Origin of the sequence: Enterococcus sp. DIV0183 (assembly GCF_050541505.1) — a bacterium.
In the GTDB taxonomy this organism is placed as follows: Bacteria; Bacillota; Bacilli; order Lactobacillales; family Enterococcaceae; genus Enterococcus; species Enterococcus faecalis.
Map to the genome: position 1 here is coordinate 158,501 of NZ_CP172932.1, position 11,817 is coordinate 170,317.

General features: G+C 40.2%; 11 protein-coding genes. 10 read left to right on the forward strand and 1 reads right to left on the reverse strand.

Annotation, left to right across the window (positions count from 1 at the left end; all coding sequences use genetic code 11):
- The first annotated feature begins 193 nt into the window (after positions 1 to 193).
- The 7 genes from IGK72_RS00715 (at position 194) to deoD (ending at position 7,738) form a co-directional block, all read left to right on the forward strand.
- Complete coding sequence (locus IGK72_RS00715) at positions 194 to 1,762, forward strand: ABC transporter ATP-binding protein (protein WP_002381361.1); 1,569 nt, start codon at positions 194 to 196, stop codon at positions 1,760 to 1,762.
- Positions 1,755 to 2,888 carry an ABC transporter permease gene (locus IGK72_RS00720; RefSeq protein WP_023895177.1) on the forward strand — a complete coding sequence of 378 codons (1,134 nt, stop codon included), beginning with the start codon at positions 1,755 to 1,757 and terminating at the stop codon, positions 2,886 to 2,888. Before IGK72_RS00715 ends, IGK72_RS00720 begins: the two co-directional genes overlap by 8 nt.
- Entirely contained in the window at positions 2,888 to 3,841 is a 954-nt protein-coding gene (locus IGK72_RS00725; protein WP_002356172.1) for an ABC transporter permease, read from the forward strand. The genes IGK72_RS00720 and IGK72_RS00725 overlap by 1 nt, the downstream gene beginning before the upstream one ends.
- A 275-nt stretch (positions 3,842 to 4,116) precedes the next feature.
- On the forward strand, positions 4,117 to 4,710 hold the full coding sequence (locus IGK72_RS00730; RefSeq protein ID WP_002371759.1) for a TMEM175 family protein: 594 nt from the start codon (positions 4,117 to 4,119) through the stop codon (positions 4,708 to 4,710).
- Positions 4,711 to 5,011: 301 nt separating this feature from the next.
- Positions 5,012 to 6,178: a phosphopentomutase gene (gene deoB, locus IGK72_RS00735; RefSeq protein WP_002356179.1), complete on the forward strand. Its 1,167-nt coding sequence runs from the start codon at positions 5,012 to 5,014 to the stop codon at positions 6,176 to 6,178.
- Between the two features lie 16 nt (positions 6,179 to 6,194).
- A complete protein-coding gene (locus IGK72_RS00740) occupies positions 6,195 to 7,013 on the forward strand; it encodes a purine-nucleoside phosphorylase (protein ID WP_002356180.1) in 819 nt (272 codons plus the stop codon).
- A 17-nt stretch (positions 7,014 to 7,030) separates the two neighbouring features.
- Positions 7,031 to 7,738 carry a purine-nucleoside phosphorylase gene (gene deoD / locus IGK72_RS00745; protein WP_002359338.1) on the forward strand — a complete coding sequence of 236 codons (708 nt, stop codon included), beginning with the start codon at positions 7,031 to 7,033 and terminating at the stop codon, positions 7,736 to 7,738.
- 37 nt (positions 7,739 to 7,775) lie between these two features.
- On the opposite strand, the gene IGK72_RS00750 is transcribed toward deoD, so the two are convergent.
- The gene (locus IGK72_RS00750; protein ID WP_002361532.1) at positions 7,776 to 8,714 is read right to left on the reverse strand and encodes an iron-hydroxamate ABC transporter substrate-binding protein; all 939 of its coding nucleotides are present in this window, start codon (positions 8,712 to 8,714) and stop codon (positions 7,776 to 7,778) included.
- Positions 8,715 to 8,945: 231 nt separating this feature from the next.
- Between IGK72_RS00750 and IGK72_RS00755 the strand changes: the two genes are divergently transcribed.
- The 3 genes from IGK72_RS00755 to IGK72_RS00765 are packed head-to-tail and all read left to right on the forward strand — an operon-like array spanning position 8,946 to position 11,760.
- On the forward strand, positions 8,946 to 9,752 hold the full coding sequence (locus IGK72_RS00755) for an ABC transporter ATP-binding protein (RefSeq protein WP_165548396.1): 807 nt from the start codon (positions 8,946 to 8,948) through the stop codon (positions 9,750 to 9,752).
- A complete protein-coding gene (locus tag IGK72_RS00760) occupies positions 9,749 to 10,759 on the forward strand; it encodes a FecCD family ABC transporter permease (protein WP_002379896.1) in 1,011 nt (336 codons plus the stop codon). Before IGK72_RS00755 ends, IGK72_RS00760 begins: the two co-directional genes overlap by 4 nt.
- Positions 10,756 to 11,760, forward strand: a complete 1,005-nt coding sequence (locus tag IGK72_RS00765; RefSeq protein ID WP_002392918.1) for a FecCD family ABC transporter permease — start codon at positions 10,756 to 10,758, stop codon at positions 11,758 to 11,760. Before IGK72_RS00760 ends, IGK72_RS00765 begins: the two co-directional genes overlap by 4 nt.
- The last annotated feature ends 57 nt before the right edge of the window (positions 11,761 to 11,817 follow it).

Below are 11,817 nucleotides of genomic sequence, written 5' to 3' on the forward strand. Positions count from 1 at the left end.
AATGAAAAAAGAAGGGCTCATTATTGTTCCTTCTAAAAATAAAGTGGTCCTTGGCAGCGACGGCTGCCAAGGAAACCCTTTATGATGTTTGGATTTTTAACTAAATAGTTGAGGTTCTTCAACTACTTAGTTAAGGGTCAAAATTACCCTCTAAAGTATTGCCAATATAATTTTGTTAGGAAGTGAATAGACCTTGTCTCAAGAAGAAAACGTAATTGAGATGCGTAAAATCACCAAAGAATTTGGGACGTTCAAAGCCAACGACCAAATTGATTTACAAGTAAAACCTGGTGAAATCCACGCACTGCTAGGTGAAAATGGTGCAGGCAAGTCGACCTTGATGAATATCTTATCAGGGCTATTGGAACCGACCTCAGGTGAGATTTATATGAATGGCGAAAAAGTCAACATTACAAGTCCTACTGCAGCCAATCGTTTAGGAATCGGAATGGTCCATCAGCATTTTATGTTAGTTGAAGCCTTTACTGTGACTGAAAATATTATCTTAGGTAGTGAACCTACCCATGGCGGTATTTTAGACCGGAAAAAAGCGAAAAAAGAGATTGAAGAAGTGTCTAAGCAATACGGGCTGGATGTAAATCCCAATGCCTATATTCGCGATATTTCTGTGGGTATGCAACAACGGGTTGAAATTTTAAAGACCTTATATCGTGGTGCGAACGTTTTAATTTTTGACGAACCAACCGCAGTATTAACGCCACAAGAAATTGATGAATTAATGATTATTTTGAAAGAACTAACCGATGAAGGCAAATCGATCATTTTAATTACACATAAGTTAGATGAAATTAAAAAAGTGGCGGACCGTTGTACGGTTATTCGCCGGGGGCAAAGTATTGGCACCGTCAATGTGAAAGACGTTTCTTCGCAACAGTTAGCCGATATGATGGTGGGTCGTTCTGTTTCCTTCAAAACAGAGAAAAAACCAGCGCAACCGAAAGAAACAATTTTATCAATTAAAGATTTAGTAGTGAAAGAAAGCCGCGGCTTAGATGCAGTGAAAAATCTTAGCTTAGATGTCCGAGCAGGGGAAGTTGTTGGAATTGCGGGGATTGATGGCAATGGACAAACAGAATTAATCCAAGCCTTAGCAGGATTAACCAAAGTCGAAAACGGGTCCATTCATTTGAATGAAAAAGAGATTACTAATCGCAAACCTCGGGAAATTACGGAAATGGGTGTCGCCCACGTTCCTGAAGACCGACATAAATATGGCTTGGTATTAGAGATGACATTGGCTGAAAATATTGGCCTACAAACGTATTACCAAAAACCATACAGTTCAACAGGTATTTTAAACTATCGAATGATTAACAAACACGCCCGTGAATTAATTGAAGAATATGATGTACGGACTCCTAATGAACTAGTACCAGCTCGGGCGCTTTCAGGTGGGAATCAGCAAAAAGCAATTATTGCCCGAGAAGTTGACCGCGATCCAGATTTGTTGATTGTTTCTCAACCAACACGCGGTTTAGATGTCGGAGCTATTGAATACATTCATCGTCGACTAATTGAACAAAGAGATAAAAATAAAGCTGTTTTATTAGTAAGTTTTGAATTAGACGAAATTTTAAATGTTTCTGATCGTATCGCTGTTATTCATGCGGGGGAAATTGTCGGAATTGTTGATCCGAAAGAAACGACAGAAAATGAATTGGGCTTGTTAATGGCTGGCTACTCATTGGAAGAAGCCCGTGCTGAGTTATCAAAAGTAGAGGCAGGTGAAACTGTTGAATAATCGTTCTGAAAAAATAAGAAATATTTTAGTCCCTGTGTTATCTGTTATTATGGGTTTCCTCTTAGGGGCAATTATTATGGTTATCTTTGGCTATGACCCAGTGGCTGGGTATCAAGCGATGTTTGAAACAGCTTTCCAAGGAAAGAAAAGTATTGGTGAGATTTTTGTCACCGCAGCACCGTTGATTTTTACCGCTTTAGGATTCTCGGTGGCAAATTCGGCTGGATTCTTTAATATCGGGCTTTCTGGACAAGCCTTATGTGGTTGGGTGGCTAGTATTTGGGTCGCTTTATCCATGCCTGATACACCCCGGATGATTGCGTTGCCGGTGGCGATTATTGTTGGGGCAGTTGCAGGAGCTTTAGCAGCAGCCATTCCAGGTTTCTTGCGTGCCTATTTTGGGACGAGTGAAGTTATTGTTACGATTATGTTGAATTATATTTTATTATACACAGGAAATCATATTGCTAATAATGTCATGAAACCAAGTATTATGGCGAATAAAGGGATTACCAAAATGATTGGTGCGAATGCATCATTACGCTCACCGTTTTTAACAAGTATCAGTGATGGCTCTCGTTTGAACATCGGCATTTTCTTGGCCTTCATTTTCCTTATTCTTGTGTGGTTCTTGATGAAAAAAACAACGCTTGGTTTTGAAATTCGGTCGGTGGGGTTAAACCCATTTGCTTCTGAATATGCTGGAATGAGCAGCAAGCGAACGATTATTTTATCCATGATGATTTCAGGAACGCTGGCTGGTTTAGGTGGTGCGATCCAAGGATTGGGGACTTTCCAAAACTTCTTTATTCAAAACACATCGTTGAGCATTGGGTTCGATGGTATGGCCGTGTCTCTATTAGGAGCAGGTAGCTCAATCGGGATTTTACTTTCCGCATTACTGTTTGGAATGTTAAAACTTGGTGGACAAGGAATGCCGTTGATAGCTGGTGTACCAACCGAATTAGTTGATGTTGTTATTGCAGCAATTATTTTCTTTGTGGGAATTAGTTATTTAATTCGTTTCTTGTTAGCAAAAGCGTCTGGTAGTAAAAAAGAAGTAGCGATTGTAGAAACAATTGAAGCGGCGCCAGACAAAAACAATCAAGAGGGGGGAGACATCTAATGGATTTAGCAACAATTTCCTCAATCATCACGCAAACATTAGTGTATGCAACTCCGCTCATCTTGACAGCATTAGGCGGAACGTTCTCAGAACGAAGTGGTGTGGTTAACGTTGGTTTGGAAGGTATTATGGTAATGGGCGCTTTCAGTTCGGTCGTTTTTAACTTGACGTTTGCTGATACATTTGGCGCGGCGACACCATGGATTGCTTGTTTAGTAGGAGGCGTTGTTGGGATTGTCTTTTCTCTCTTACATGCCGTTGCAACTATTAACTTACGAGCAGATCATATTATCAGTGGTACTGTCATTAACTTGATGGCACCGGCGCTAGGGGTTTTCCTAGTAAAAGTTATTTATCAAAAAGGACAAACAGATATGATTACACAATCATTTGGCTATTTTTCTTTCCCAGGATTGTCAAAAATTCCAGTGATTGGTGAACTATTCTTTGCAAAAACCTCTTTGCCAGCTTTCGTAGCAATTTTGATTGCGATTTTAGCTTGGTTTGTCATTTATAAAACACGTTTTGGCTTACGGTTACGTTCTGTGGGGGAACATCCACAAGCGGCAGATACATTGGGAATTAATGTCTACTTAATGCGTTATTCTGGCGTCTTGCTATCCGGCTTCTTAGGCGGTATGGGCGGAGCTGTCTTTGCTCAAAGTATTGCGGGTCGTTTTGGGATTACCACAATTGCAGGACAAGGGTTTATTTCAATGGCCGCAATGATCTTTGGTAAATGGAATCCACTTGGGGCAATGGGCGCAGCCTTATTCTTTGGTTTTGCACAAAACTTGAGTATTGCTGGGGAAAACCTACCAATTATTTCAGAAATTCCAAAAGTTTATCTACAAGCAGCACCATACGTATTGACCATTTTAGTCCTAGTTGTGTTCTTCGGAAAATCATCGGGACCAAAAGCGAACGGGAAAAATTACGTCAAAACGAAATAAGAAAAGAAATAGGCCCTCCGTCAAAGCGACGGGGGGCCATTTCTTTTCTTAGGATAATCAGTTGAACACAAGCGACATTAGGCACTGCTTCACTGCAAAAAAGCGAGTTGATAAAGGAGACTTAACTTTTTTCCTTTGGCTGTTTTTTACAATTCGAAGGAAGTGTCGAAATTTTGAAAAAAACCAAACAGCTCTAGCAGCTTTTTTTCAAAAATCGTTGGTTTTTCTGCTATACTTTTGTTTGTAGTAAGCATAGGAAAAGTGGAGGACGTTCAATGAATAAAACACGTGTAGAAGCATTTAGTGATGCAGTCATTGCCATCATCATGACCATCATGATTTTAGAAATTAAAACCCCTCAAGTGGGTGTTTTGGCAGGTTTGATAGAAAATATCCCATATTTTTTATCGTTTATTGTCAGTTTTATTTTTATCTGTATCGCATGGTACAATCATCATTACATAATGTCCGTAACTCATTGGTTTTCTAAAAAAGCGTTTTGGGCAAATAATTTTTGGTTATTCTCCATGGCCTTCATTCCGGTAGCAACTGCTTGGGTGAGTGAATTTTGGTGGATGCGGGCACCCGTTTATTTTTATCTTGTTGTGTATACGATTTGGGATTTTGCCTACTTCTTGCTAACAAGGATCATTTATGAAGACAATGTAGTGAAAGATCCACAAGGTGCAGCTAAGTTAAGAAAATCGAAATCTTATAGTAAGGCAACAAAAATCATTCATCTTTGTCTTTTCGCAATCGGATATATCGGCATTTATTTTTATCCGCCCATTGGCATTGGTGTGATTTTATCAGAAGCGGTTATCTGGTATTTAAATGTGCCAAAAGAGGGAGACCGCTTGGAGTGTTAAAAGTTTTGATTGTATAAAGAGTCGTGTTCTTTTTAAGGAGCAGGCTATTCGAAAAAAACAATAAAAAAGTTTCCTAATTACGGTGGGAGACTTTTTTTCTTTCAGTTTTTAAGCCCTGCTAAAATCGAAGGAATCATTGAAAATTTTAATGCTCTTTCAGGCAATAATAGCGGATTCATGGTATAATTGAAGAGCTGAGAATAAATAGATTATTCTGTTTGATTCTCGAGACTATTTAAAAGGCTAGCGTAAAATAATTGTCATTCTTGACGTATTTACGACCTTAGAGGAGGAAGCAAGTGTGTTTAAACGTGTTCATTTAATCGTACTAGATTCAGTCGGTATTGGTGAAGCACCAGATGCTGAAAAATTTGGAGATGTCGGCAGTGATACACTGGGTCATATTGCCAAAGAAGCGGGACTAACCATTCCTCATTTAGAAAAACTTGGATTGGGAACTATTGCTCCTTTAACAGGTGTCAAAGCAGTGGCAGACCACGATGGCTATGCCACCAAATTAGAAGAAATTTCTGTTGGAAAAGATACTATGACCGGTCATTGGGAAATTATGGGCTTGAACATCAAAAAACCTTTTCGGGTATTCCCAAACGGCTTTCCTGAAGAATTACTGAAACAAATTGAAGATTTTTCTGGGCGAAAAGTTGTTTGTAACAAACCATATAGCGGGACAGCAGTCATTGATGATTACGGCGAACATCAAATGAAAACAGGGGATTTAATCGTTTATACTTCAGCGGACCCTGTTTTACAAATTGCGGCGCATGAAGACATTATTCCATTAGAAGAATTGTATAAAATTTGTCAATATGTTCGTGACATTACGAAAGACGAACCTTATATGATTGGTCGGATTATCGCTCGCCCGTATGTTGGTGAACCAGGTAATTTCACTCGAACCAGTAACCGTCATGACTATGCTCTAGATCCTTTTGGCCATACTGTTTTAGATTCGTTGAAAGAAAACGGCAATGATGTGATCGCTGTTGGGAAAATTAACGACATCTTTAATGGGCAAGGAATTACTGAAGCTATCCGCACGAAGAGCAATATGGATGGGGTGGATCAATTATTAACGGTCATGAACAAAGATTTCACAGGTTTAAGTTTTACTAACTTAGTGGATTTCGATGCGCTGTATGGCCACCGTCGTGATGTAAAGGGCTATGCAAAAGCCATCGAAGATTTTGATGGTCGTTTGCCAGAGATTATGGCAGCTATGGCCGAAGATGATTTGCTTTTAATTACAGCAGATCACGGGAATGACCCAACTTTCCCAGGAACAGACCACACACGTGAATATGTACCTTTATTGGCTTATAGTAAAAAAATGACAAAACAAGGCAGCTTGCCACAAGGATTTTATTCAGATATTTCAGCAACGATTGCTGAAAACTTTGAAGTTCCTGCAACGGAAAACGGTCAAAGCTTTTTAAATCAATTACAATAATTCGAGGAGGCAACACATGACAACGTTAACGAACCATTTAAACGAAACAACTGAGTTTTTGAAAGAAAAAGGGGTGCAACAAGCAGACTTCGGTCTAATCTTAGGTTCTGGGTTAGGTGAATTAGCTAATGAAATAACCGATGCGATTGCTATTCCTTTCTCTGAAATTCCCCATTTTTCTGTTTCAACAGTCGTTGGACATGCTGGACAATTAGTTTACGGAACGCTTTCTGGAAAAAAAGTTTTGGCGATGCAAGGACGTTTTCATTATTATGAAGGACATTCGATGCAAACGGTCACTTATCCCGTTCGTGTGATGGCTGCTTTAGGCATTCATTCAATGATTGTAACCAACGCAGCTGGTGGTGTAAATGAAACATATACACCGGGGAATTTGATGTTAATCAATGACCACATTAATTTTACAGGCGATAATCCGTTAATTGGTGAAAATGATGAAGAAATCGGGCCGCGTTTTCCAGATATGAGTCATGCTTACACGCAAGAATATCGGGAAGTGGCAAAAAAAGTGGCTGCGGAACAAAATATTGATTTAAAAGAAGGCGTGTATATGGGCTTTTCTGGCCCGACATATGAAACGCCTGCAGAAATTCGGATGTCACGGACGATGGGTGCAGATGCAGTTGGCATGTCAACTGTTTCGGAGGTCATTGTAGCTGTGCATAGTGGCATGAAAGTACTAGGCATCTCTTGTATTACGAATTTAGCAGCTGGTATGCAAAGTAGTTTAAATCATGCAGAAGTAGTTGAAACAACTGAACGCGTTAAAGGACAATTCAAAGAGTTAGTGAAAGCAACACTAGCAGCTTTATAAAAAAGGAGTAAACCAGAATGAGTGTGCATATCGAAGCAAAACCAGGTGAAATTGCCGATAAAATTTTACTACCAGGGGATCCCCTCCGAGCAAAATATATTGCGGAAACTTTTTTAGAGAATCCTGTCTGCTATAATCAAGTTCGTGGAATGTTAGGTTACACAGGAACGTATAAGGGACAGCGTGTTTCGGTCCAAGGAACAGGGATGGGGATGCCTTCAGCAGGTATTTATGCCCATGAGTTAATTAACTCTTACGATGTGAAGAAGTTAATTCGTGTTGGTACGTGTGGTTCTATTTCAGAAAAAGTCAACGTTCGTGAATTAGTTATCGCACAAGCAGCAGCGACGCCTTCTTCCGCGATTCGCAATGATTTTCCTAAATATGATTTTCCACAAATTGCGAGCTTCGACCTTTTACTCAAATCTTACGAAATTGCTAAAGCAAAAGGCTTTACTACCCATGTTGGTAACGTATTGTCAGATGATGTTTTTTACAAAGATAGCTTAGATGATGTCTTTCGTTTAGGTCGATACGGGGTATTAGCGATTGAAATGGAAGCGGCAATGTTATATTATTTAGCAGCAAAATTTGATGTAGAAGCATTGGCGATTATGACGGTGAGTGATAGCTTGGTGACAGGCGAAGAAACAACGGCAGAAGAACGCCAAACGACGTTTAATGAAATGATTGAAGTTGGTTTAGAAACGGCAATTGCTAATTAAAAAATGCTTGGATGATTATTTTCATCCAAGCATTTTTTTAATTTAAGAGCGCTTTTTTTACATCTTCAACAATTTGAGTATTCGCAATAGGTCCGTTGTATAACCAACTACTTTTTTTATCATAGGTATGAACTTGGTTATTTTTCACAGCAGGTAAGTTCTTCCAAATTGCTTCTTGGAAAAGAGGTGCTGATTCATCGCTGTTTACAAGGAAAATGTGGTCTGCGTCAAGCTCAGCTAATTTTTCTAAAGAAACTTGATTCCAATCCGCAGTAGCGTTTTTAGAAATTTCTTCCACTAATTTTGGAACTTGGAGGCCTAAGTCCTGATAGAGCACGGTTCCGCTTGAGCGATTATCGCTAACCATAAAGACTTGGTTGTTGGTTACCCATAAGACTGCCGCAGATTTGCCAGCATCTTTTTTGCCAAGGTCTTCTTGGACGCCTTTGGTTAAGGTATCATAATCTTCTAACACTTTTTTCGCTTGTTCTTTTTTATCTAAAACAGTGGCAATATCTTCCAATTGATCACGCCAGGTGACATTTTCGCCGTTTTTGACTACATAAGTTGGCGCAATTTTACTGTATTCTTTGTATTTACCGCCTTCAACTAGAGCAGATGAACTGATTAATAATAAGTCAGGTTCAAATTTTAGAACCGCTTCATATGGCAAGTCATAGGAGATAGTGGGGACATCTTTCAATTCTTTCGCTAAATAATCTTGAATGCTGCCTTGTCCAACTGTCCATTGTGCCACTGGTTTTTCTCCTAATGCAACTAGATAATCTTCTAAATAACTCGCAATAATCCGTTTGGGTTTCGCGGGGACGGTTACTTTATTGCCTAAGGTATCTGTTACTTCATGTGTTTTGTCAGCGTTGTTGGCTTCTTTATTCGTATTACCACAAGCTGCGAGTAAGAATGAACCAAGAAGAAGGGTTGTACCAATTAGGACCGTCTTTTTTAAAAGTTTCATTGTGTAACTCCTTTATTTTTAGTTGATAACGATTCTCATTATCAGTTAAAAACGACCGTTTGTCAATCATCGCTTGCTTTTTTGAGCAAATAAGTTGCATTTTTTAGATAATTCGTTTTTTTTGATTGGAAGAAACATTGCTTTTTAAGGAAGGGTCTTTTATAATCAAGGAACAATGAGTGAGAACGATTCTCAATAAATGTAAAATAACGACAGAAAAATTAAAGAGGAATGGTTATGAATTATTTAGAGGCAGAGGACTTAACTACAGGATATGGTCGTCAAGTGATTAGTGAAGCGCTGAACTGTTCATTTGAAGCGGGAACTATTACAAGTATTATTGGACCAAATGGTTGTGGCAAATCGACCTTGTTAAAAACACTTGCGCGTATTTTGCCAGCTGAGAAAGGCAAGGTGTTCATTAAGAACCAAGAACTTCAACATTTTTCTTCAAAAGAAGTGGCGCAAGAACTAGCGATCTTATCACAAACGCCAGAAAATACAATCGATTTATCTGTTTTTGACCTCGTCTCTTTCGGGCGGTATCCATATCAATCGGGCTGGAAAAGTGTCACCGCAGAAGATCAAGAGTACATACAATGGGCATTAGAATTAACAGGCTTAACTGAGTTAGCTAGAGAGTCTGTGGCGATTTTATCAGGTGGACAACGTCAACGGGTTTGGATTGCTATGGCGCTAGTGCAGGATACAGATATTTTAATTTTAGATGAACCGACCACCTATTTGGATCCAGCGCATCAGCTAGAAATTTTAAATGTGTTAAAACGAATTAATCAAGAACATCAGAAAACTATCGTGATGACGATTCATGATATTAATTTAGCTTCTCGTTTTTCTGATCGCGTGATTGCGATGAAAGAGGGAAAGATTATCAATGAGGGAACACCGCAAGAAGTGATTACTGTTACTGGCTTAGCAGATGTTTTCGCTATTCAAGCAGAAATTAGTTATCATAGTCAGATACAGCGGCCACTAGTGCTTTCTTATGAGTTGATGGAAATGGAGCTGGATGGATGAAGGGCATAAGCGGATTTTGTAGACACCAATGGCAAGTGTTGCTTGTCTGTCTTTTTTTGCTACTGGGGACAATGCTTCTGTCATTGATGTTTGGTGCGACGTCGGTTTCGATTCAAACGATTATTGAATCATTTACGCACTTCGATGCGACCAATCAAGCGCATCAAGTCATCCAAACGGTTCGGTTGCCGCGGATTTTAGGGGCCGCTTTTGTGGGGGCAAGTTTAGCGGTGAGTGGGGCGTTAGCGCAAGGGATTACGCAAAACCCATTGGCAGATTCTGGCTTGCTGGGTATCAATGCTGGGGCTGGCTTGGGCTTAGCGCTTGTTTTTGCTTTCCTCCCTCAGGCAAGTTATTGGTGGCTTTTAGTTGTTTCTTTTCTTGGTGCCGGCGTGAGTGTGGCACTGATTTATTATCTTTCTAATCATTCAATTCGAGGAGCAAGCCCCATGCGTCTGACCTTAGTGGGAGCTGGTATTAGTGCCCTTTTTTTATCATTTAGTCAATTCTTAGCCATTCAGTTCAATTTGAGTCAAGAGTTAACGTTTTGGTTTCTTGGCGGTGTCAGCGTTATTTCTTGGGCACAATTAAAAATAGTCGTCCCGATCTTTCTGGGCGCATTTGCATTAGCAATTCTGATTAGTCCGTCGGTGACTATTTTACGGTTTGGCGATGATGCAACAATTGGTTTGGGGCGAAATCCGCAGCGTATTCGGTTGTTTGCCAGTATAACGATTTTGCTTTTATCAGGATTGTCTGTGGCGCTGGTTGGCTCGGTCAGTTTTGTTGGTTTGGTGGTGCCTCATGTGATGCGAACAGTTTCTGGAGAAAATTACCGGCGCTTGATTCCGTTCTCGGCGTTAGGCGGTGCGCTCCTCGTTTTGGTGGCAGATTTAATCGCTCGAATGGTGAATCCGCCTTTTGAAACACCATTTGGGATTATCACGGCCTTAATTGGCATCCCATTCTTTCTTTATTTATTTCGTAAAGGAGGGCAACTAGGATGACACAGAAAAAAGTGTCCCGTTGGGTGGCTATCTTAATAGTTGGGATTATCCTAACTGCTTGTATCAGTTTAACGCAAGGGGAATTATCTGTTTCCTTCATGGATTTAAAAGCCCTTCTTTTGGGACAGGGAAGTCAGGCCAAACAACTGTTAGTTTGGGATTTTCGGTTACCACGGATTGTGCTTGCGGTCCTAGCGGGCGCAGCTTTAGGCTTAAGCGGCGCTATTCTTCAAGGGATTACTCGGAATCCGTTAGCAGATACTGGGATTTTAGGCATTAATGCGGGTGCGGGTTTGGCAGTGATTTTGTTTATTAGTTTTGTTGAGACGACAAGTATCACGACGTTTGCACTTCCGCTCGTGGCCTTAGTTGGCGGCTTGCTAGCGGCTGTTGGGATTTTGGTAATCGCGTATCATCATCGTTTAGGATTGACGCCAGTTCGAATGGTCTTAGCGGGTGTCATTTTGAGTACGGGTATTTCAGCACTCACCTTATTAATTACATCAAAAATTGACACTGAAAAGTACCGTTTTGTTACAATGTGGCAAGCAGGCAGTATCTGGGGCAGTAATTGGTTCTTTGTGGGCGCTTTGTTGCCTTGGCTAGTCATTGGGTTCTTTTTTGCGATGAAGCGTCATCGTCTGTTGGATATTTTACAATTGGGGGACGAAACAGCTATTTCTGTAGGTATTGCTGTGAAAAAAGAACGAATCGTTTCGTTGCTGTTAGCGGTGATGCTGGCGGCATCAGCGATTTCCGTTACAGGGGGAATTAATTTTTTAGGTTTACTTGCGCCACATATTGCTCGCAAATGTGGTTTTACGCAACAAAAACAGGTATTGCCATTGGCGGCGTTGTTTGGGAGTTTACTTTTATTGGTTAGTGATACGATTGGTCGGCTATTGCCTGGCAATGGAGAAATGCCTGCAGGGATTATTGTTGCGATCATCGGTGCGCCTTATTTTCTTTATTTGTTAATCAAAACAAGCGATTCGTTATAAAAAAGAATCAAAAGCTGGGTCAAGCGATCGTTGTGAAAGCAACTGTCATTTGCTCGG